The following is a 20,798-nucleotide window of genomic DNA, read 5'->3' as shown; positions in this document are numbered from 1 at the left end:
CCCCCTCCACGACCCTTGCCTCTTTCCTCCCTGGGGGGCCTGAGCGGCTTCGTACGAGTCGTTCGGCAACTCGTCCTGCCGGTGGTGGCTCCGGCCCTCTGTGGTGCCTCTGGAACGTCGAGAACGGGTGAAGGCGTGTCCCGCCTGGCACTGGTCACACCGGGACTCGTCACCGGTCCCTTCACGGAGCCAGGGGTGACGCGCGGGGCGGGGCGTGGTTTGCGGGCCGGCTGACTTTCCGCCCCGGCGCCGTAGGCGGCCGGGGCGGCGGCTCCGAAGGAGCCGGTTGCCGCGGCAGTGGCACTGAACGGGACAAGCATGCCGCCGCTGGCACCGCTCGAACCGATGTCGGCCAGGCGGGACCGGATGCGCAACGGCGACGACGGTCCCAGCGGCCGATTTGATACCACAGCGGCGGGCAGCTGACCCGAGCGGGCATCAGCGTGGAAGAGGACGGCACGGACGACGCCCGTCCGTACTACCTCCGCCGCAGGGCGGCAGCAAGGTGCGGCGGAGGTGACGCTGCCCGTGGGACTGGTCGGTGGCCGTACCCGTCGGGTTCTCGGGGTGCCGGGTCACGCAGGAAAACGATTTCGGCCGCCTGCCTTCCACGCCGCCCTGGACGATCACCGGTCCGCCGGCCGCGTGGATCACCGCCACCCCAGCTCAGGGGCGAAGCAGGCCGGCCGCGCGCGTCACTCGACGGGTGGGCGGTCGTTGAGCCCAGTGGATCGAGGGTCAGCTCTCCGGGCCGGTCAATGACGCCGTCGGCGACGGGGGTGACCTGATCTGGGAGCGGGGGCGGATCAACACGCTGCGCGGCCACCACGAGCGGCTACCGGTGGCGGCATCTGACCGTTACCCCGATACCTACGGGTCCCGGGTCAGCCGGACCACCGACACACCCTGCCCCGCCCCTCACAACGGCGGGGCAGGCTACCCGTCGGCCGCTCCTTCAGCGAGGAGAACCACGATGACCACACCTGAAGCGACGATGCCGCAACGGCGGACCCTGGAAACTGTCCGGCCGCACGCCATATACCCCAACCAGCCGGACCCGGCGGGCTGGCGCACCAACACCGCCTCCCATATCCAGTCCTACGCGAGAGAAACCCACACCGCCCTGCAAACGGGTACGGGCACGTCCGACGCCTTGACCCAGTACCGGCACCACGTCCGTCAGGCACTGCTCGACGCCGTCAGTGACGAGCACGTCGACGTCCACGCCGCCAACACCCTCCTGCAGACCTTGGACCTACCCCTGCTGCCCCACCGCTGGCAGGTCCGCGTCGTCCTACCCCTGCTCATCGAGGTCACCGCGACCACCCGCGAGGACGCCTTCCAAGCCGCCGAAGCCGCCGTCGAAGCCGCCCTCACCAACGCCAACCTCGCCGTGCAAATCGAGTGGGACGGGTGTGAACGCGACGGCGCCGACCCCGGCGACTTCGATCGGACGCCACCACAGAACCACGTCCATGATCAGCACCTCGCTCCGTAGCGGTCGGGCCCGGCGGGCATCTGTTCACGACGTAGGCGCCGGTGGCGCCCACCCGAGTCGACCTCGGCGCCCATCAACGCCTCTTAAGGTCGAAGTCGGCGAACAGCCGCACGCTATCGCTTCAGTGGAAGCACGTGCTGCCATCCTGTCTGCCGCCGACCCACACCTCGGTGGAGCGGGCCAGGGCCAGGGTGACCAGGTGGATCGCCCTACCGGACGTACGACCTGGTCACCCTGGCCCTGGTCTGCTCGGCTTGCCTGGGTCGGTGGCGGGCGGGATGGCAGCTCCCCAACCGCCCACCCACCGGAACCGTTCGGCAACTCCATCCTGGAGTCGTCTGGCCCCGCCGGAGGCGTCTCTAGCCCTGCCCCTTCCCACATCTCATCCTCCTCGCCTTCCCCTTCCCTCCTCTGGCCTCAGCGGTCCTGTGCGCGCCGTTCGGCAGTTCCGGCTGCCTGAGTTGGCTACCGATCCTCGTGGGCTCTGGACCGCGGAGAACGGGTCGTGTCATGTCCGCCCGGCCCACGGTTTTCCGGGACTTGTCGCGAAGTCGTCTCACTAATCAAGGCTGACGCGCGGGGTGGGGCGTGGTTCGCGGGCGCCGCCGGCCCTCCGTACCCGTCCCCTCGCCCTGACCGCGCGGGACACCTGGCGGTGGTTGGTCGACAGCGGGGAGGTCAGCAACCACGACCGCGCCGCCGAAATCGGCATCAGCCAAGAAAAGGAAGCGCAGGTGTTGGCCGCCTGGCACCGCCCAGGCGAGCGGCCGAGCTGAGGTCTCCGACAGCCACACGGAGATGCGCTCGGCGAGCTGCCGCGCGTCGGCGTCCCCGCTCCACGGTGCCTCGTTCAGCAGACGCTCTATCCGGGCCAGCCGGCCGGTCAGCGAGACGTTGCGCTTGTGTGGAGGCAGGTCCAAGACGGTACGCAGCGCTTCGGCAGCCCCGTCCTTGTCCCGCATGTGGAGATGAGCAGCGGCAACGTCGATATTCGTACCGTTGATTTGCGAGTACGGCCGCCGCGCCGCAGGCTGTCGGGCTCCACTTGATGCGTTACGGATCGCTATCACTTGATCCGTGACAGGTCCGGCTAGACGATCTTGATCGTTCCTTGTCTCAGGCTACTGGTGTTCAGTCCCTCTCTCCTGGAGACGAGCTACGCACCGTTGGAAGTCGACCTGTGGGCGCGCCGTTGCGCGCCCGTGTTGACCGCTGCATCGGGCACGGCGCGCGGCGTTACGGCGCCGGCAGTCGGTCGCGCATGGCTCGCAGATCGGCCTCCAGCGCCGCGAGGTCCGGCCGACCGCCGAAACGCGGATCAAGTGACAACAGATCGAGGCGATCAAGAGCGGAGCCACCACCGCGTTGGCTGATCTCTCGGATCAGGTCGTCACACGGTGGTCCGAAGACCTCCATGCGGTGAACGATGATGTCTGTGATGGGGTGGTCGCCCGGCTTCCCGTTCGGCATGGCACCGATCGTGCCAGCTGCTCGGCCGCACCCCATCGACCCCTCGTTACGGCTACGTCGACGTGGTCCCGGTCCTCATCGACGTGTGATCGACTATCGTGTGCGGGCGTGATCACGGACGAGCTGGCCCGTAACGTCGTGGGCGTCTGGGGCGACGACGGCGTCCAATGGCTCGCGGACCTGCCGTCCATTCTGCGGGAACTGGCCCGCGACTGGGATCTCACGATCGGCGCACCGTACGACCTGTCGTACCACTACGTCACCGCGGTCACCTGCGGCGACGGGACTCCGGCCGTGCTCAAGCTGGGCGTGCCGACCGGCACGTCCCTCGCCGAGGAGGCTCCCGCGCTCGCGGCGTTCGCCGGCCGTGGGGCGGTCCGGTTGCTGCGGGCAGAACTCGATCGCGGTGCGCTGCTGCTGGAACGCATCACACCCGGTTGGCGTGCCCGCGACCTGGTGCCCGATCGGGACGCCGAGGCCACATCGGCGGCGGTCAGTGTGATGCGGCACCTACACGTGCCGCCGCCGCCCGGCTGCCAGATGCCCGAGGCCCTGACCCAGGCCAAGGCCTTCGACGACTACGTGAACGTCCACGGGGACGCCGGGCCGCTGCCGCTTGACCTCGTCGTCCGTGCCGGCGGGTTGATGCGCGAGCTCTGCGCGTCGGCCACTGAACGCGTCGTCCTGCACGGCGACCTGCACCACGACAACATCCTGCGCGCCACCCGCGAGCCGTGGCTGGCCATCGACCCACACGGCATCGTCGGCGACCCCGGGTACGAGGTCGGCGCGCTGCTCTTCAACCCGGATCCCGACGACCGCAACGAGGCGCTAACAGCATTGGTCCCATCGCGGGTCGAGCAACTCGCGGACGAGCTGGCGATGCCGGTCGACCGCGTCGTGGCATGGGGATTCGTCAAGGCGGTCATGTCTGACGTGTGGTCGGCCGAGGACTGGTCCGTGGTGACCGACAGATCCCCAATCAGTCGCGCCCTCGACATCGCCTACCTGCTGCTCCCGCGCCTGCCTTAGCAGCCGCTCCCACAGCGCTGATCTACTCCCCCAGCAGCGACAGCCTTGTCTGCCCGTTTACCACCCGACAGCTCTTGACTCCCACACTGCCGGGGGCTCTTTCGAATCGCCCTGGCCTGCGGCGCTCGTGACCTGCGGCCAAGCGGTCACTCTCCCAGTCCCCGTCAATCACCCGTCGCGACCTACCGACCTGGCATGGATCTGGCACGCTGCGCCCTCGTGGGGCATGGCCGCCGAACCGGCCGATGCCGGCCGGAGGTCGCCAGCAGGCCGGGTCCGGGCCGACGCACTTGCCTTCCTGTCTGGACACACGGTTTAGGAAGGCTGGTGCGCTGGACAGACTTGCCGTGCTTCCACGAGGGCACACGCCTCACGCTGCGCGGCCGACAAGCTTGATCATTCCGCACCTACTCCGGATCATGACTACGAAGGCCCGACCTACGGTTACGCCGGGCCGCCCGTTGGACCCCCACCGTCCCCGTGGACACCGGCTCGCCCTCAAACATTGACAGACCAGCGGAAGTTGTCCAATGCTTTTTGAGTTATTCGCGACGTGACAACGAGATCATGAACGGCATAGCAGACGAAATAAAGACGCGCATCGAGGGTTTATATCTAGCCAAGACAGGCCGCACCATTCGCGTATTCGTGGACCGCCACGACATTGGCTGGGGAGAAGATTGGCGATCTCGACTGGCCGAGATTCTCTGAGTTGTCGCCTCAAGCAGTCGACAACGCGGAGGAGTTTACCACTACCCTTGGGGAAATTCTCCAAGAACTGAACGCTGCGCCGGACCGTGAGACCATGCGACAAAGGGCCATCCTAGCCGCGTCCCGACTTCGCGAACCACCATCATGACTTGAGGCGATCGGCACTGAGACCTTGAGTCACGTGTCTGACGCGGATGGCGCCCTGCGGCAGATCATCTCGGGGGTTCGCAGCTTTCAGGTTCCCCTCCTTCACGACCAGTTGGACAACGTTCTCAGCGAGGTCCGGACATTGATTGGCCAGGCAGCATCCGGCGCAAAGCCGGAGGAAATGGACCAGGTGGTGGAACTGCTCAAGTTTGCAGGAACGATGAACGTTTCCCTTCGGCGGGCCATCGCCCCGGGACACCGAGGGCTATCTGCACCGCGGGATGCAATGAAGATCCTAATTTCTTGGCGGGACATCCCCCTCAATTGACGTTGTGTCATCCCTTCTGCCGTCGACCCGCCCTCCTGGGGAGCGGGCCGCCGCCCGGCCCGCCATGTCAAGACGCGCCTTGACGCACGGTCGGACGCTGGCGGGTCGGGCGGTGGTCTGCTCGGCTCGGCCCGGGTCAGAGGCAGGCGGGATGGCGTGCGTAACCACCCACGGACCACAACCCGCCGACGGTCTTCGGCCATCCTGGAGCCCGAACGCCCCCGCCGGAGGCGCAGTAGCCGCAACCCGCTATCGGGCGGCTGCTCGCGTCGTGGCCTGGCGTGCGGTTCGCTGCGCCGCGTGAAGCCGCGGCGCCCGGCCGGCTGCCGGCCCACCCCGCTCACCCCCTTCACGACGCTGTCTGTCGTCGGTGGCCCCGTTGGGCTTCCCGCTTCCGCGCCAGCCGCCGGGCACCGGCGTGCCGGCCGCGTGCGACAGCTAAGCGGCCGGTGCGCGCCCTGGCGGCGGCGCGTGCGGCCCGGTGAGGGCCGCCTTGATGAGATGGATGTACAAGAGGTTTGAACAATCTCGGTGACGCCTTGGTGTGGGATTACAGAGAGTCAACCTTCCTCGGGGCACCTACGGCTGATTACTCGGCCCTGCCGTGGAGCTATTCGCGGGTGCGAAATGCAGGGCACCAGAGCAACCAGGGACAGCCGAAGCATGGATTCATGCAGCCAGTGAATCCAGGGAAGCCAGGGAGCGAAACGTGAACGCCACTTCTAATCCCAAGGCCGCAGGTTCGAATCCTGCCGGGCGCACCACCATTACCGCAGGTCAACGGCGCATCGCTTGCTGCCGCGATGCGCGCCCGGAACAGCGCGAGGGTCTGCGCTGGCACGGTCACCGTTCGCCGGGACCGCTCCATCTTGGGGTGCCATCGGGACAGGCTGGCGGCAGCCGCCGGGCCGCCGGGAAGGCTGGCCGGTCTGCGACTGCCCGACGAGGAGATCCGCCAGGCGAAGGCGGGGTGGCAGTAGCGGCCAGCATGAGCTCTACTGCACAGTGATGATCAAGCAAGGGTGCTTCGCCTGTGACAACACCGCCCGGTTTGACGAACTGCCCCCACGTGAGCGGATCGCGGCCGATGAGCACTGGCGTGCGGCGCACGCCGTGGGTACCAAGCTACCGGGCTGGCTCGTACTCGTTCCGCGTCGTCATGTGCTCACCATCGCGGCCCTGACCGATGCGGAAGCCGCCGGGTTGGGCTACTGGCAGGCACGCCTCTCGCGAGCGCTGCAAGCCGTGACCGGCTGTGTGAAGACGTACGTCGTGCAGTTCGCGGAGGCTGAGGGCTTCGGCCACGTTCACTTCCACGTGATCCCACGGCCGGCTGATCTGCCCGCCGACCGCCGGGGACCGAACGTGTTCGGGCTTCTGGGGCAGCCGGAAGGCCAGGCGGTGAGTGCCGACGAGATGGACCGCGTGGCGAACGCCCTGACACAGTGGCTGACTCGCGCAGGCACTTCGGGCATCACGACCGGGTGAGCGGGCTCATCCAGACCGAGGATGGCGATTGCCTGGCCTGCTCGATCACGCTGGTCGAGACGTCGCGAACACGGCGACGGCGCGGGCGTCGGCGCTATCGGCGCGCGCTGCGACGCGGTGCTTCCCTGGGCCCGCCTTCACACTCCGGCAGTGCCCCAACTCTGCCGGAGCAGGGCGAGCAGGCCGTGGCCGTCCTCGATCCGCGCGTCGGGTTCCGCCTCGGCGCGGACGGGCTCCCTGTCGGTGCGCGGGGACCGCATCAGGATCGCCGCCTGCGCTCCGGCCCGGCGGGCGCAGGCGATGTCGCGGTGGAGGCTGTCGCCGACGAACCAGCACTGGCCGATGGGGACACCGATCGCGTCGGCCGCCAGGAGCGCCAACCTGGGGTTGGGTTTGCGCAGGCCAACTTCGTCGCTGTAGAACTCGGCCGCGAACAGGCCGGACAGGCCGGCGGCGGCGAGGAAGTCCCGGTGCGCGGCGCCGCAGAGCGCGTTGCTGACCACCGCCATGGGCAGGCCGGCCTCGGCGGTGGCGTGCAGGGCCTCGGCAATCCCGGGCCGCACCGCCCAGTGCTCACGCCAGTTCCAGGCGTACGCCAGCGGCGTCGCCTCCCGTTCCACCGCCTCCCGGGCCGTCCGGGGCCAGGTACGGGTCACGAACTCCGCCCACACCTGCGCGTGCGACAGCTCGACGGGCTCGGCCGATCTACCCTCGGTGTCGCGCCACCGGGCGTACGCCCGGTCTCCCGCTTCGAGGTCCGCGGCGATCCGCTCAATCGGCACCGCGCCGGCGACCACCTCGGACAGCTGTCGAATCAGATCCGGCGGGGCCGGCGGTTGGGATGGGGCGTCGGCCAGGACGCCACCGAAGTCCAGCAGGAGCGCGCGAGGCGGTCGGAGCATGTCCGTCATCCTCCCCCACGGCGGGGCGCCACGGCGGAGGCCGGCCGGCGGCGTCCCGCCGAGCGGAAACCCGTCGTCCGGCGGTGCTCGCGGTAGGCCGGATCCTGTCGGTCGGGCTCGCTACCCTCCGCCCGTGACCGACACTGCCGATACCGCGCGGATGCCCACGGTGGAGCACGAGGCCCGGTTCTGGGCACTGGTGGAGGCGGCCTGGGCGCCGCTCGGGCCGGAGCCGGCGACGCTGCGCCAGGCCCTGGCCACCCGCGACCCCGACACCGACGACCTCGACCCGTACGCGCTGGACGCCTGGCTGGATCAGTTCCTCGCCAACCTCCGCGCGCTCTGCGCCGACCTGTCCAGCCCGGAGCTGACCGACCTGGACCGGGTGGTCGAGCGCAAGCTGTACGACATCGACCGGCAGGACCTGCACACGGTCACCGACGGCTCCGACGACGGCTTCCTCTACGCCCGGGGGTGGATCGTCGCGCTGGGCCGCGAGTTCTACGAGGCGGTCCGCGCCGACCCGGCGAGGGCCGTGGTCGACGCCGACTGCGAGCAGATCTGCTACTTCTTCGCCCACCTGCACGCCGAGCGCTTCGGCGACTGGCCCGACACCGGCTCGGGCATCTCCCGCGAGTCGGTCAGCAACCCCGCCGGCTGGCCGGAGGACTGACGCCGCTGTCGAGGGTCGGGGTAGAACGACCGGCCCGGTTACGGCGGCTCCACCCGCCGGCCGGGCCCGGACCTCGCCTCAACGGGACCGGGTGGTGCCAGCCGCGCACAGCGCCTGGCTGGCCCGCCGCTGCCCCTCCGCCGAGTTGCGGCTGACGCCGGAGGGGACGGGCACATCTCGGTGCTGGACGGCGGCCCGGCGGCCCTGGAGTGGCTCCGCCACCAGGTCGGCTGACCGGACGGGACGGCGGCCGTGGGGGGCAACCGCCGTCCCACAGGCGCCCGTACGGGCACCGGTCGGTCCACGTCGCGAGGACGATCCGGGGGGTGTCGTCATCCGTGCGGCGCGGCCGACCGACGCCGAGCAGGCGAAGGGGGAGGCTCCCGCCCGGCGCCGGAGTCCGGCTGTGGACGTCCCCCGCGCCTGGCGGGGCGACGACCTTCTGCCTCTCCAGCGCCGGAGCGCCGGGGAATGTCACACGGCCAGGCCGCCCACCTGCGGGAAAAAGAGCACCGGGTCGCTGCCGGGGGGCAAATCCGGCCACCAACCCGAGCCACCAAGCCGAGGCACACCGGCCCAGGCCGCTGCCACCGGCCGGGGGGCGGTGGAGTACGAAGACGTTACGGGACTTGAGTACATCCGTGGGTCAGCGCTCGGCCGCCTTCGGGTTCGTCCTTCCCCGGGCAGCAGATGACCCTGGAGCCGATGTCGAGGCGAGGCGGACCGCCGGACGCTCCGTGCCGCGTCGGTGCGACGCCCGAGGGATCAGGAGGTGGCGGTGCGCCGGCCGCGCCGATCCAGCTCGACGGCCTCCACCAGGGTGGGTGCCGTGCCGCCCAGGTGGGCCGGCTGCCACCAGGCGTCCTCCGGCCCGACGGGCTTCTCCGGGTACTCCTGCTGGGCCCGGTCGACCAGGGCGGACAGTCGGCTCTTCAACTCGACCGTCATCGTGTTGGCGTCCGGGTAGGCGGTCGGGTCCATCGGCTCGCCGACCAGGATGGTGATCGGGGTGTGCCGCCGGGTCAGGTCCTTCGGGCGGCCCTTGGTCCACATCCGCTGGGTGCCCCAGAGCGCCACCGGCAGCAGTGGCACGGCCGCGTCCTGCGCCATCCGGGCGGCACCGCTCTTGAGCTCCTTGACGGTGAACGACCGGCTGATCGTCGCCTCCGGAAAGACGCCGACCACCTCGCCCCGGCGCAGCGCGTCGACCGCCGTGTTGAACGATCCGGCACCTGCCGCCCGGTTCACCGAGATGTGCTTCATGCCGCGCATCAGCGGCCCGGAGACCTTGTGCGCGAAGACCTCGTGCTTGGCCATGAACCGGACCAGCCGGCGGGACTCGTGGGCGCCGAAGCCGCAGAAGATGAAGTCCAGGTAGCTGATGTGGTTGCAGGCCAGCACGGCCCCGCCGGAGCGCGGGACATGGTGGCTGCCCTCGACGGTCAGTCGTAGGTCGAGGACCCGGAACATGGTCTTGGCGGCGGCGATCACGGGCGGATACACGAGTTCCGGCATCCGGCAACTTTACCGCGCGTAGGTTACGCCTCCGTAGGGGCCGAACGACCATGAAGAAGCCCCGCCGTCCCGCCGTCCAGCGGGGACGGCGGGGACGGCGGGGACGGGAGTCAGCCGATCACACGGTGCAGTTCGAGCCGGCCGCGGGCGAAGGCGTCCACCCGGCCCCACCGGCCGGGGATGTCCAGCACCTCGATCCGGCCCATGCCCACCGGCAGCACCGGCTCCACCGCCAGGTGCCCCTCGTGCGGCTCCAGGCCCAGCATGGTCCGGATCAGCAGCAGCGGCGTACCGGTCGACCAGGCCTGCGGGCTGCAGGCGGTCGGGTACTCCACCGGGAACTTGGTCTGCTCCCGGGGATAGCCGCCGAACGCCTCCGGCAGCCGCCCGTCGAAGTACCGGGCGGCATCCAGGATGCCGCTGGCGATGGTGGCGGCCTCCTCCGCGAAGCCGTACCGCCGCAGTCCCCAGGCGATGAAGGAGTTGTCGAACGGCCAGATCGTGCCGTTGTGGTAGCCGATCGGGTTGTACCGCACCTCCCCCTCGGCGAGGGTGCGCACCCCCCAGCCGGTGAAGAGCCGGTCGGAGACCAGGTGCTGGGCCACCTTCTCGGCCCGGTCGTGGTCGACGATGCCACTCCACAGCAGGTGCCCCATGTTCGAGCTGAGCACGTCACACTGCCGGCCGTCCGGGTCCAGACCGAGGGCGTAGAACTCGCCGTCGGCCACCCACCACTCCCGGTTGAACCGCTCTTTCAGTTGCGCGGCCTCCCGCTCCAGTTGGTCGGCGTACGCCGGGTCGCCCCAGAACTGTCGGGCCATCCGGGCGGCGCGCAGCTTCGCGTCGTACGCGTACCCCTGCACCTCACAGGTCGCCCGGGGAAACGGTGGCAGGGTGCCGTCGGAGTACGAGATCGAGTCCCAGGAGTCCTTCCAGCACTGGTTCTCCAGGCCGGTGTCGACGTTGCGCCGCTCGTACCAGATGTAGCCGTTACCGACCAGGTCGGCGTAGTCGTCGATCCACTTGAGCGCGCGTCGGCACTCCGGTTCCAGTTCCTTGACCAGCGCGACATCCCCGCTCCACCGCTCGTACTCGTCGAGCAGGACAACGAACAGCGGGGTGGCGTCGACGGAGCCGTAGTACGGCGAGTGCGGCTGCTCCTCGAACGCGGCCGTCTCGCCGTAGCGCATCTCGTGCAGGATCCGCCCCGGGTCCTCGTCCCGGAAGTCGTCGAACCGGGTGCCCTGCAGGGCGGCGAGGATCCGCAGCGTGGTCTTGGACAGTTCGGGCACGAAGGGCAGCACCTGCAGACAGGTGAGGATGCTGTCCCGGCCGAACATCGTCATGAACCAGGGCAGACCGGCAGCGGGCAGGGTCTGGCCGCCGAGCGAGAGCGGCGAGAAGCGCAGCGCGGCGAGGTCGACGAGGCTACGCCGGTAGGTGGCAGCGAGGTCCTCGTGCTCGCTGTTCACCTTCGGCGCCTTGGCGATCCACTCCTCCAGGTCGTGCTGGAGGGCGAGCCGCCCGGGGCCGTGCGCCCGCAGTCCCATCCGCAGGTCTCGCCCGCCCGGTCCGAGCGCGACGGTCTGCACGTCGATCCGGGTCTCCCACTGCTCGTTCGGCTCCAGGTGCACCGTGTACCCGAAGCCGTTGCGGTCGTACCGGGCCGGCGCGGACGACGAGATGACGGTCTCCCGGACGAAGTTGCCGCGCCGGTACCCCAGCCGCAACCGGTCCGGTTCGGCCTCGGCGTAGATCTCGCCCTTCTTGTTGACGATCTCGTCCTTGACCTGGAACAGGTCGGCGAAGTCGGAGCCGGCCTCCATCCGGATCTCCAGGTCCACCGGCTTCTCGTCGTGGTTGAGGATGACCACCTGCTCGCGGAAGCTGCCACCGACCGCGCGTTCCCGGATGATGGACAGCTTGGCGTCGATGTAGTGGGTGGCTATCCCGGGCACGAGGAAGAAGCGGGCCTCGTAGTACTGGAGGTCGTCGTAGGAGAGGGCGTTGAGGCGTTCCCCGTTGACGGTGAGCACCCAACGGGACAGGAACCGGGTGTCGATGGAGAACAGGCCGGTCGGCTCGCTCGCGGTCGCCTCGATGTCGCCGGTGTCCTGCGACACCACGAAGGTGTTGCCGTCGAGGATCCGGATCGTGTCGCTCGAGCCCATCAGTGCACCTCCCTGCGGAGGTGCCGGCCCGGCCCCTCCGAGTCCGGCGGCCCGGGAAAGATCCGCTCGATCTGGACGACGAGCCGGGGGTCGCCCGTGATCGTCATGTCCCCACGCAGCAACGCCGCCAGGCCGTTTCCCCGGCCGGAGGCAACCTCCTCGAAGACCGCCGGGCTGGCGCCGATCACGGTGTCCGCCTCCCGGTCCTCCTGGCTGACCCGCAGTTTTCCCCGGTCGATCTCGAGCAGCCAGTGGGTGGTCTGCGCCCCCTCGTGCAGGTCGAAGCGCAGCCTGCCGGATGCCTTGCCCAGCGCGGGCTCGTAGCCCCGGCGGTTCAGATCCTCGAAGAACCTCGTGGTCGCGTCCCCCACCATCGGGTCCTCTCTTCCGTCGTTCCACGGCATGGCGAAGTTTCTCCGGCGGGGTGCCCGTCCACCGCGACGTCAACCTCGCCCGGATCGGGTGAGCCGCTCTGGTGCGCGCGGACACGACGACGCCGGTCCCGTACGGGACCGGCGTCGGGTTCGCCCGCGGCGGACGGTCAGTTGTTCGGATCGTCGGCGCTGATGTCGGCGAGCACGGACTGCGGCTCGCGCTCGACCGCCAGGTCGCCCATGGAGATCAAGCCGACCAGCCTGCCGTCCTGGATCACCGGCAGCCGCCGGACCGCGTACGTCCGCATCAGGTCGGCGGCGGCGACGGCGTCGTCGTACTGGCTGACCGTCACCAGGTCCTTGCTGGTGATCTCGTGCAACCTGGTGGCGTTCGGATCCTTGTTCTCGGCCACACCGCGGACGGTGATGTCCCGGTCCGTCACGATGCCAACCACGTCGTCACCGGCTGTCACCACGACGTCCCCGATGGCGCTGTCGCGCATCTCCTGCGCCGCCGCGGCGAGCGTGTCGTTCTCGTCCATGGTCACCAACCGGGTCGTCATGAACTCTCCGACCGTTGTCATGGTGCTCCCCTCTCGGTGTCGGCACGCACGACTACCCGGCGCCACCGGTCAGGTAACCCTGTGTCGACCGTGCGGCGGCACACCGCGGACACGTCGACAGGCGGACGCAGCATCGGCCCGAGCGACCTGCCGGAGCAGGCGGCCCGGGCCGACGGCGGGTTCAGCGGCGCTCGGCGGCGACCAGCTCGGCGAGCTGCACCGCGTTCAGCGCGGCGCCCTTGCGGAGGTTGTCGTTTGAGCAGAAGAGCGCCAGCCCGTGCTCGACGGTCTCGTCGACGCGGATCCGGCCCACGTAGGTCGGGTCCTGGCCGGCAGCCTCCAGCGGGGTGGGCACGTCCGACAGGGCCACGCCCGGAGCGCCGTCGAGCAGCTCACGAGCCCGCTGCGGGGTGATCGGCCGGGTGAAGCGGGCGTTGATCTGGAGCGAGTGGCCGGTGAAGACCGGCACCCGCACGCAGGTGCCGGAGACCCTCAGGCCCGGAATCTCCAGAATCTTGCGGCTCTCGTTGCGGAGCTTCTGCTCCTCGTCGGTCTCGGCGGAGCCGTCGTCGACGATCGAGCCGGCCAGCGGCAGGACGTTGAAGGCGATCGGCCGGGCGAACGAGCGCGGGGCGGGGAACTCCACGGCCGAGCCGTCGAAGGCGAGCGTGGCGGCGTCCTCGGCGACCTTGCGGACCTGCTCGTCCAGCTCGGCAACGCCGGCCACGCCGGCACCGGAGACCGCCTGGTACGTCGAGACGACCAGAGCGGCCAGCCCCGCCTCCTCGTGCAGCGGGCGCAGCACCGGCATCGCGGCCATGGTGGTGCAGTTCGGGTTGGCGACGATGCCCTTCGGGCGGTCGGTGATGGCGTGGGGGTTGACCTCGGCGACGACCAGCGGCACCGCCGGATCCATCCGGAACGCCGAGGAGTTGTCGATCACCACGGCACCGGCGGCGGCGACCCGGGGGGCCAGCTCCTTCGCGGTGCCCTTGCCCGCCGAGAAGAGCACGATGTCCAGCCCCGAGTAGTCGGCGGTCGCCGCGTCCTCGACGGTCAGCTCGCCGGCCCGCCAGGGCAGAGCACGCCCGGCCGACCGCGCGGAGGCGAACAACCGCACCTGCTCCGCCGGGAAGTCGCGCTCCGCCAACACCTGCCGCATCACGCCACCGACCTGGCCGGTGGCCCCCACAATGCCGATCCTCATGCCCGCGAGGCTACCCAGGTGACCGGGCCGCACGGGAATCCTTTCCCACCGCCCGGGCCGACGCGACCGGAATCACATGGGGAAAAGATCTTGGTAGGAAAGCGCCCAAGGCAGGACCGCCCCCTACCAAGATCTCGCATCGACGCCCAGGCGGCGGTCACTCGGACTGGTCGGTGACCTCACCCAGGCCGGCGGCGACGAGGTCGTCCCGGATGAGGGCCGCGTCACCCTCGACGACGAGGGTGAGCGACTCGGGGTGCAGGTGCGCGGCGGCTGCGGCGGAGACCTGCGCCACGTCGGCGGCGAGCAGCGACTCGCGCAACCGGGCGTGGTAGTCGTCCGGCAGATCGTGCACCACCAGGGTGGTCAGCGCCGAGGCGATCGCCCGAGGGCTCTGCAACTCGACCGAGAGCTGACCGGCCCGCCACGAACGGGCCACCGCCAGTTCGTCCTCGGTCACCCCGGTCAGCTGGGTACGGGTGATCTCCCCCACCGCCTCCACCAGGGCCGGGGCGGTCACCGCGGTCTGCACGCCGGACGCGACCGCGAACCGGCCGAACCGGCGGGACGAGGCGAAGTCGCCCCGGATGCCGTACGTGTAGCCGTGCACCTCGCGGATCAGGTGGTTGAGCCGGGAGGTGAACGCCCCGCCCAGCACCGTGCCGGCCAGCGTCATCGGCACGTGGTCGGGGTGGGCGCGGTGCGGCGACGGGTGCCCGAGGCGCAACGTGGACTGCACCGAACCAGGCCGGTCCACCAGAATGATCCGCCTCCCGGCACGCGGCGGCACCTCGATCGGGGCGTCCCGGTCCACCGGGCCGCCACCGGTGCCGGCGAACGCCGCCGCGCCGAGCGCGGCCAGGTCCAGCCGGTCCAGATCACCGGCGACGACCAGGGTGCCGGGGCGGATGAACCACTCGGAGTGGAAGATGGTGACGTCCTCGACGTCCAGGGCGGCCACCGACTCCGGGTCGCCGTGCATCGGCCGCCCCCAGCGGTTGTCGCGGCCGAACAGGTCGGCGCGGAGCACCGCGTCGGCGCGCGGGCCCGGGTTCGCCCAGTCCATCCGCAGCGCGTTCGCCTCGTCGTCCCGGACCCGGCGCACGTCGTCCGGTTCGAGGCGGGGCGTGCGGACCGCCTCGGCGAGCAGCTCGACGGCGGCGCCCAGTCTGTCCACCGGCACCTGCACGCTGACCTGGAAGGAGTCCCAGTCCAGGCCGGTGACCAGCTCGGTGCCGAGCCCCTCGACGGCGAGGGCGAACGCGGTGGCGTCCCGCTGCGCGGTGCCCTCCTCCAAAGCCTTCGCGAGCACCCCGGCGAGCCCCTCCTTGCCGACCGGTTCGCGGCCGGCCCCGGCGTCGAGCAGCAGCACCGCGACCGCGAGGTTCTGCCCCGGCAGGTGCGCGGCGACGACCCGGCCACCGGCGACCTCCCGCCGGACGACCGTCGGGAACCGGTAGGGGCGGGCAGCCCCCGTGCCGGGACGGGTGGCGATGAGCGTCATCAGAGCTTCCTTTCGTTCGCGACTGCGGGGCTCACGGGTCGCGGGCCGCGCCGGACGTCCAGGCCGCGCCGCTCACTCCTCGCGCTCACAGGCCCTCCTTCCGTTCGCGACTGCGGGGCTCACGGGTCGCGGGCCGCGCCGGACGTCCAGGCCGCGCCGCTCACTCCTCGCGCTCACAGGCCCTCCTCCGGCACGTAGGTCAGGGTCACCCGGTCGACGGCGCCGAGCACCTCGGCGGCCGTCTCGGCGATCTGCTCGGCGGTCACCGCGAGCCAGGCGGGCAGCCGTTCGGCGGCCTTCGCCGGGTCACCGAACTGGGTGGCGTACCGGCCGAGGGTGTCGGCGCGGCCGTCCACCGTGGACATCTGCCGCCACCAGGCGGTGCTCAGCAGCGCCTTGGCCCGGTCCAGCTCGGCGTGGGTCACCGGGACGGTGGCCAGTTCGTCGACCACCTCGGCGACCCCGGCGGCCAGCCGCTCGGCGGTGACCCCGGGGCGGGCGGTGGCGGTGACGATCAGCGGGGCCGGGGCGTGCGCCAGGTCCACTCCGTACGCCCCGACCGTGTCCGGCTGGGCGATCCGCTCGCCGTCGGCGAGCCGCTGGTAGAGGCGGCTGCCCCGGCCGCTGCCGAGCACGGCGGCGAGCACCGTCGTCACGTCGTACCCCGGGGTGCCGAACGGGTGGGTACGGTGCGCGACGTACACGCGGGGGGCGGGCACGTCGGTGGTGACCGTCTCGACGGCGGCCCGGCCGGTGGCCGCGACACTCCGGCCGTCCGGAGCGGCGGGGATGTCCGCCCGCGCGGGGATCGCGCCGAAGTACTTGTCGGCCAACGCGAAGACCTCGGCGGCGGAGGCGTCGCCGACGACGGTGAGCACCGCGTTGTTCGGCACGTAGTACTCGGCGTGGAACTCCTGGAAGGTCGCCAGGTCGGCGGCGTTCAGATCGGCCATCGAGCCGATCGTCGCGTGGTGGTACGGGTGGCCCGGCGGGTAGAGCAACGGGAGCAGCCGCAGCCAAGCGTCGCCGTACGGGACGTTCTCGTAGCGCTGCCGGCGCTCGTTCTTCACCACGTCACGCTGGTTGTCCAGCGTCTCCTGGGTCAGGGCCGGGACCAGGCCGCCCATCCGGTCGGCCTCCAGCCACAGCGCCAGTTCCAGGTGCTCGGCCGGAACGGTTTCGAAGTAGTTGGTGCGGTCCGGGTTGGTGGTGGCGTTGAGCGACCCGCCGGAACCCTGGATCAGCTTCATGTGCTCGGTCTTGGCGACGTTGATCGAGCCCTCGAACATCAGGTGTTCGAAGAGGTGGGCGAAGCCGGTCTGCCCCGCCGGCTCGTGCCTGGAACCCACGTCGTACCAGAGGTTGACCGCCACCGCCGGCGCGGTGCGGTCCTCGCTCACCACCACGCGAAGGCCGTTGTCCAGTCGGGTCGTCTCGATGGGCCAGGGGTAACCGCTGTCGGGCATGACCCGACGCTATCCGATCTCCGGGGTGGAAAGGCACTCCCCCGTGGCCCGGCGAGCCCCGCCTGCGACGGGTGCGGGCATCGACCGACGCGCAGGTGCGGGCATCGACCGGGCGGCGTGGGGTATCCGGAGGGCATGCCCGTCCGCCGCGCCACCGCCATCACCCTCGGGGCGGCCGTCGCCGCAGCAGCCGCCGCCCTGGCCCATTGGCGCGGGGCCCGCCTGCTGCATCCCGCCGGTCGCAGCTTCGCCGCCGAGGTGACGATCTGGGGTACGCCGGACCACCCGACCGGGGTCCGGCTGCTGGACGTCCCGGGGCGGTACCGGGCCACGGCGCGGCTGTCGAAGGGGGTGCCCACCCCGGGGAGCTGGCCGGACGTGCTGGGGTTGGCGGTCCGGTTGCACCGGCCGCGAGGCCGCCCCTTCGACCTGCTGGTCAGCTCCAGCGGCGCCGCGCCGGTGCTGCGCCACCTGCCGCTGCCCCGGCGGCGCTTCGCCGGGACGTACAGCACGATCATGTCGTACCGGGTGGGGAGGCGACGGCTCTGGCTGGCGGCGCTGGCCGACCCGGAGTCGGCCGACCTGGGGCGGAGCCTGGGTGAGGTAGCCGCGACGACCCGGGAGGTGGCGCCGCGGCTGGTGCTCGCGGTCGCGTCGGCCGTCGGTCCGTGGCGACCGTTCGGTCAGGTGGCCCTCGGTGCTCCGCTGGACGCCCGGACGGACGCGACGCTCGCCTTCGACCCGGTGGGCAATCTGCCGCCGGGCCTGCGGGCGGCGGGTCCGCTCGCCTGGCTGCGCGAGCAGACCTACGCCGGGTCCCGCCGGGGCCGGGGCGCGTCGACGCGGTGGCCGCCGCGTGTCTAGTCCGGGGGTTCGATCGGGGTCGCCGTCTGCTCGGAGGTGCGGTGCTCCAGCACCGTGTCGGGTGCGGCGTTCTGGTCCTCCTCGCGGATGTCGGACTCGGTGAGGATGGCCTCGGCCTGCGCCTGCGGGTCGTCGCTGCCGGCCGCCGCCTCCTCCGGCAGCAGGTGGGCGCGGGACTCCGTCCGTTCCTGGTCGCTCTGCTCGTGGGTCATGCCGAGGGGTGTTACCCCGACCGGGCAGCCGGCACGCCGGCATGGTCCCCGCCACACCGGTCGCCTGGGCCGGGCCGGTGGCAGGCGACCGGCCGGCAGGGCGACCGGCGGACGCGGGGCCGGTGCTCGCCGGTCAGCGGAACGGCCCGCGCACCTCGTAGGTGATGCCGCCGGAGGAGAAGAAGGAGGTGCCGCGCTGGGACGAGAAGTAGAGCCGGCTGCCGTCCGGGGAGAACGCCGGGCCGCAGATCTCCGAGCTGCCCTGCCCGTTGATCCGTACGAACGGCGCGACCACCCCGCCGGGCGTGATCAGGTTGATCTCCATGTTGCCGCCGTCCTCGGCGACGTACAGGTCCCCCGAGCCGGTGCCGGTGATGTTGTCCACCCCGGTCAGCGGGGCGGTGCCGGAGACCAGCGAGTCGTCGTACGCCAGGTCGATGCGTTGGTTGACCGCGTCGTACGCCCAGACCCGGTTGTCGCCCTTCGTGGTGAACCAGCAGGTGCCGTCGGCGTACCAGCAGCCCTCGCCGCCGTTGAACTTCTTCGCCCCGGAGACCTGGCTGCGGGTGGAGGTCGGGGAGCCGTCCGGGTCGGGGATCGGGGCCCAGGTCACAGGGCCGCTGGTGGCGGTGCCGGCGACCAGCACCTCCAGCGTCCCGCTGGACAGGTCGCCCCAGACGGTCGGCCTGAACCGGTAGAAGCAGCCGCTGCTCTCGTCCTCGGTGAGGTAGATCACCCGACGGTCCGGGTCGGCCGCCGCCGCCTCGTGCTTGAACCGTCCCAGCGCCGGGCGCTGCACGGCGCTGGTGCCGCCCTGCGGGTACGTCTCGTAGACGAAGCCGCGGCTGACCTCCTCACAGGAGAGCCAGGTGCCCCACGGCGTGGCGCCGCCCGCGCAGTTCTGGTTGGTGTTCGACAGGATCCGGTACGCCGAGGCGATCGTCCCGTCGGCGTGGAACCGGATCGCCGAGGCCCCGCCACCGGGGGTGATCTCCGAGTTGGAGACGTAGATCCAGCCGGTGCCGGCGGTGAAACAGGCGCCGCCGTCGGGGGCGTCGTGCCAGGTGTACGAGGTGTTGGCGACGACCTGCCGGGAGCGGGCGATCACCCGGCTGGTGAAGCCGGCGGGGAGTTGGAGTCCGTTGACGTCGGCGGCACCGAGCGGACCGTACGGGCTGGGGCCGGGCTGGGCCGGGGCGGCCGACGCCACACCGGACCAGAGGCTGCCGGCGAAGGCGGCGGCCCCACCGGCGACGGTGGCGCGCAGGACGGAGCGACGGTCCATCGAGACCTCCCAGTTTGCTGTTGGTGCCGACGAAGTTACCGACGGGGGAATCGACGCAGGTAAACTCCAGGCGAGGCTTTGCGGACGGCCCGATGAGCCTTCCCCGACCGTCGGGTACGCTGGTCGACGTGACGTGTTCGTATCGATGGTTTAGGCAGCCGGCTCCGACGCCGGTGACCTCGCCATGAGCTGACGTCACCTGAGTTCGAGCCGGCCGGGCAGGAGCTGAAGTTCCTGCCCTTTTGCGTACGAGCAGCCGGCTCGACCCGGGTACCGGCCCCGGGCACGGTCGGCGGAAGGAATCCCACCGTGACGACCCCGGAGACCGGCGCGGTCATCGACCAGCGGATCGACCGTGTCGTGCCGTTGACCACCCCCGCCCTACTCCTGCACGATCTGCCCCTGGACGCCTCGCTCACCTCGGCCGTGCTGGCCGGGCGACGCGCGGTCGGCCAGGTGCTGGACCACGCCGACGACCGGCTGCTGGTGGTGGTCGGCCCCTGCTCGGTGCACGACCCCGCAGCCGCCCTGGACTACGCCAGCCGGCTGCGCGAGGCCGCCGACCGGCACGCCGAGGACCTGCTGGTGGTGATGCGGGTCTACTTCGAGAAGCCGCGCTCGACGGTGGGCTGGAAGGGGCTGATCAACGACCCGGCGCTGGACGGCTCGGGTGACGTCAACCGAGGGCTGCGCACCGCCCGGGCGCTCCTGCTCGACGTGCTGCGTCTCGGTCTGCCGGTCGGTTGCGAGTTCCTCGACCCGATCACCCCGCAGTACATCGCCGACACCGTCGCCTGGGGGGCGATCGGCGCGCGGACGGTGGAGAGCCAGGTGCACCGGCAGCTCGCCTCCGGCCTGTCCATGCCGATCGGCATGAAGAACCGCCCGGACGGCAGCATCTCGACGGCGGTGGACGCGATCCGGGCGGCGGGCGTGCCGCACGTGTTCCCCGGCATCGACGTCTCCGGCACGCCGGCGATCATGCACACCCGGGGCAACGCCGACGGGCACCTCGTGCTGCGGGGCGGCAACGACGGCCCGAACTACGACGCCGGGTCGGTCGCCGGCGCGCTGGACCTGCTGCGGGCCGCCGGGCTGCCCGAGCGGGTGGTGGTCGACGCCAGCCACGCCAACAGCGGCAAGGACCACCGCAACCAGCCGAAGGTCGTGGCGGACGTGGCGGCGCAGCTCGCCGCCGGTCAGCGCGGCGTCGTCGGCATCATGCTGGAGAGCTTCCTGCTCGACGGCCGGCAGGATCTGGACCCGACCCGCGAGCTGACCTACGGGCGTTCGATCACCGACGCCTGCATCGGCTGGGACACCACCGATGAGGTCCTCGGCCACCTCGCCCAGGCCGTCCGCGCCCGCCGCGCCACCCTCCCCACACC

General features: G+C 71.1%; 19 protein-coding genes. 7 read left to right on the top strand and 12 right to left on the bottom strand.

The features are described from left to right. Positions 1–973: 973 nt before the first annotated feature. A complete protein-coding gene (locus tag E1193_RS19020; RefSeq protein ID WP_132184541.1) occupies positions 974–1,498 on the top strand; it encodes a hypothetical protein in 525 nt (174 codons plus the stop codon). Positions 1,499–2,061: 563 nt separating this feature from the next. Here E1193_RS19020 and E1193_RS33275 read toward each other — a convergent pair. Both E1193_RS33275 and E1193_RS19005 read right to left on the bottom strand, forming a co-directional pair. Continuing rightward, entirely contained in the window at positions 2,062–2,460 is a 399-nt protein-coding gene (locus E1193_RS33275; RefSeq protein WP_243707776.1) for a hypothetical protein, read from the bottom strand. A 274-nt stretch (positions 2,461–2,734) separates the two neighbouring features. Then, positions 2,735–2,968: a hypothetical protein gene (locus E1193_RS19005; RefSeq protein ID WP_132184540.1), complete on the bottom strand. Its 234-nt coding sequence runs from the start codon at positions 2,966–2,968 to the stop codon at positions 2,735–2,737. A gap of 108 nt (positions 2,969–3,076) precedes the next feature. On the opposite strand from E1193_RS19005, the gene E1193_RS19000 reads away from it, so the two are divergent. The 3 genes from E1193_RS19000 (at position 3,077) to E1193_RS18990 (ending at position 6,674) form a co-directional block, all read left to right on the top strand. After that, a complete protein-coding gene (locus E1193_RS19000; protein WP_165945776.1) occupies positions 3,077–4,000 on the top strand; it encodes an aminoglycoside phosphotransferase family protein in 924 nt (307 codons plus the stop codon). A gap of 892 nt (positions 4,001–4,892) precedes the next feature. Further along, positions 4,893–5,186, top strand: a complete 294-nt coding sequence (locus tag E1193_RS18995; RefSeq protein ID WP_132184538.1) for a hypothetical protein — start codon at positions 4,893–4,895, stop codon at positions 5,184–5,186. Positions 5,187–6,194: 1,008 nt separating this feature from the next. After that, a complete protein-coding gene (locus tag E1193_RS18990; RefSeq protein WP_132184537.1) occupies positions 6,195–6,674 on the top strand; it encodes an HIT family protein in 480 nt (159 codons plus the stop codon). 137 nt (positions 6,675–6,811) lie between these two features. Here the strand turns inward: E1193_RS18990 and E1193_RS18985 are convergent, their stop codons facing one another. After that, positions 6,812–7,576: an HAD family hydrolase gene (locus tag E1193_RS18985; RefSeq protein ID WP_207922763.1), complete on the bottom strand. Its 765-nt coding sequence runs from the start codon at positions 7,574–7,576 to the stop codon at positions 6,812–6,814. A 133-nt stretch (positions 7,577–7,709) separates the two neighbouring features. On the opposite strand from E1193_RS18985, the gene E1193_RS18980 reads away from it, so the two are divergent. After that, positions 7,710–8,249: a DUF4240 domain-containing protein gene (locus E1193_RS18980; protein WP_243707775.1), complete on the top strand. Its 540-nt coding sequence runs from the start codon at positions 7,710–7,712 to the stop codon at positions 8,247–8,249. Positions 8,250–9,014: 765 nt separating this feature from the next. Here E1193_RS18980 and E1193_RS18970 read toward each other — a convergent pair. The 7 genes from E1193_RS18970 to E1193_RS18940 form a co-directional block, all read right to left on the bottom strand. Beyond that, entirely contained in the window at positions 9,015–9,764 is a 750-nt protein-coding gene (locus E1193_RS18970; RefSeq protein WP_132184535.1) for a lysophospholipid acyltransferase family protein, read from the bottom strand. 110 nt (positions 9,765–9,874) lie between these two features. Next, positions 9,875–11,935 (bottom strand): glycogen debranching N-terminal domain-containing protein, encoded by a 2,061-nt coding sequence (locus E1193_RS18965; RefSeq protein ID WP_132184534.1) that lies wholly within the window; start codon positions 11,933–11,935, stop codon positions 9,875–9,877. Beyond that, complete coding sequence (locus E1193_RS18960) at positions 11,935–12,306, bottom strand: SCP2 sterol-binding domain-containing protein (RefSeq protein ID WP_132184533.1); 372 nt, start codon at positions 12,304–12,306, stop codon at positions 11,935–11,937. The genes E1193_RS18965 and E1193_RS18960 overlap by 1 nt, the downstream gene beginning before the upstream one ends. 170 nt (positions 12,307–12,476) lie before the next feature. Beyond that, positions 12,477–12,893 carry a CBS domain-containing protein gene (locus E1193_RS18955; RefSeq protein WP_132184532.1) on the bottom strand — a complete coding sequence of 139 codons (417 nt, stop codon included), beginning with the start codon at positions 12,891–12,893 and terminating at the stop codon, positions 12,477–12,479. A gap of 160 nt (positions 12,894–13,053) precedes the next feature. Next, complete coding sequence (locus E1193_RS18950) at positions 13,054–14,079, bottom strand: aspartate-semialdehyde dehydrogenase (protein ID WP_132184531.1); 1,026 nt, start codon at positions 14,077–14,079, stop codon at positions 13,054–13,056. 157 nt (positions 14,080–14,236) lie between these two features. Then, complete coding sequence (locus tag E1193_RS18945; protein ID WP_132184530.1) at positions 14,237–15,583, bottom strand: pitrilysin family protein; 1,347 nt, start codon at positions 15,581–15,583, stop codon at positions 14,237–14,239. 173 nt (positions 15,584–15,756) lie between these two features. Further along, on the bottom strand, positions 15,757–17,049 hold the full coding sequence (locus E1193_RS18940) for a pitrilysin family protein (RefSeq protein ID WP_132184529.1): 1,293 nt from the start codon (positions 17,047–17,049) through the stop codon (positions 15,757–15,759). Between the two features lie 135 nt (positions 17,050–17,184). Between E1193_RS18940 and E1193_RS18935 the strand changes: the two genes are divergently transcribed. After that, on the top strand, positions 17,185–17,913 hold the full coding sequence (locus tag E1193_RS18935; RefSeq protein ID WP_132184528.1) for a phosphodiesterase: 729 nt from the start codon (positions 17,185–17,187) through the stop codon (positions 17,911–17,913). Here E1193_RS18935 and E1193_RS18930 read toward each other — a convergent pair. Both E1193_RS18930 and E1193_RS18925 read right to left on the bottom strand, forming a co-directional pair. After that, positions 17,910–18,125, bottom strand: a complete 216-nt coding sequence (locus E1193_RS18930; RefSeq protein WP_132184527.1) for a hypothetical protein — start codon at positions 18,123–18,125, stop codon at positions 17,910–17,912. The genes E1193_RS18935 and E1193_RS18930 overlap by 4 nt on opposite strands. A gap of 133 nt (positions 18,126–18,258) precedes the next feature. Continuing rightward, entirely contained in the window at positions 18,259–19,410 is a 1,152-nt protein-coding gene (locus E1193_RS18925) for an alkaline phosphatase PhoX (protein ID WP_132184526.1), read from the bottom strand. Between the two features lie 309 nt (positions 19,411–19,719). Here E1193_RS18925 and E1193_RS18920 point away from each other — a divergent pair. After that, positions 19,720–20,798: 3-deoxy-7-phosphoheptulonate synthase (locus tag E1193_RS18920; RefSeq protein ID WP_132184525.1), on the top strand; the 1,079-nt coding region annotated here is incomplete at its 3' end.

This window comes from Micromonospora sp. KC606, from assembly GCF_004348675.1.
Lineage (GTDB): Bacteria > Actinomycetota > Actinomycetes > Mycobacteriales > Micromonosporaceae > Micromonospora.
The sequence above is the reverse complement of the archived record's forward strand: the minus strand, read 5'-3'. Positions and strand labels throughout refer to the sequence as shown.

What these genes read in the sequence shown, in the direction of transcription:
- E1193_RS19020 (WP_132184541.1), top strand. Translation starts at nt 974, where the DNA reads ATGACCACACCTGAAGCGACGATGCCGCAACGGCGGACCCTGGAAACT.
- E1193_RS33275 (WP_243707776.1), bottom strand. Translation starts at nt 2,460, where the DNA reads ATGCGGGACAAGGACGGGGCTGCCGAAGCGCTGCGTACCGTCTTGGAC.
- E1193_RS19005 (WP_132184540.1), bottom strand. Translation starts at nt 2,968, where the DNA reads ATGCCGAACGGGAAGCCGGGCGACCACCCCATCACAGACATCATCGTT.
- E1193_RS18990 (WP_132184537.1), top strand. Translation starts at nt 6,195, where the DNA reads ATGATCAAGCAAGGGTGCTTCGCCTGTGACAACACCGCCCGGTTTGAC.
- E1193_RS18985 (WP_207922763.1), bottom strand. Translation starts at nt 7,576, where the DNA reads ATGCTCCGACCGCCTCGCGCGCTCCTGCTGGACTTCGGTGGCGTCCTG.
- E1193_RS18970 (WP_132184535.1), bottom strand. Translation starts at nt 9,764, where the DNA reads ATGCCGGAACTCGTGTATCCGCCCGTGATCGCCGCCGCCAAGACCATG.
- E1193_RS18965 (WP_132184534.1), bottom strand. Translation starts at nt 11,935, where the DNA reads ATGGGCTCGAGCGACACGATCCGGATCCTCGACGGCAACACCTTCGTG.
- E1193_RS18955 (WP_132184532.1), bottom strand. Translation starts at nt 12,893, where the DNA reads ATGACAACGGTCGGAGAGTTCATGACGACCCGGTTGGTGACCATGGAC.
- E1193_RS18950 (WP_132184531.1), bottom strand. Translation starts at nt 14,079, where the DNA reads ATGAGGATCGGCATTGTGGGGGCCACCGGCCAGGTCGGTGGCGTGATG.
- E1193_RS18945 (WP_132184530.1), bottom strand. Translation starts at nt 15,583, where the DNA reads ATGACGCTCATCGCCACCCGTCCCGGCACGGGGGCTGCCCGCCCCTAC.
- E1193_RS18940 (WP_132184529.1), bottom strand. Translation starts at nt 17,049, where the DNA reads ATGCCCGACAGCGGTTACCCCTGGCCCATCGAGACGACCCGACTGGAC.
- E1193_RS18935 (WP_132184528.1), top strand. Translation starts at nt 17,185, where the DNA reads ATGCCCGTCCGCCGCGCCACCGCCATCACCCTCGGGGCGGCCGTCGCC.
- E1193_RS18930 (WP_132184527.1), bottom strand. Translation starts at nt 18,125, where the DNA reads ATGACCCACGAGCAGAGCGACCAGGAACGGACGGAGTCCCGCGCCCAC.
- E1193_RS18925 (WP_132184526.1), bottom strand. Translation starts at nt 19,410, where the DNA reads ATGGACCGTCGCTCCGTCCTGCGCGCCACCGTCGCCGGTGGGGCCGCC.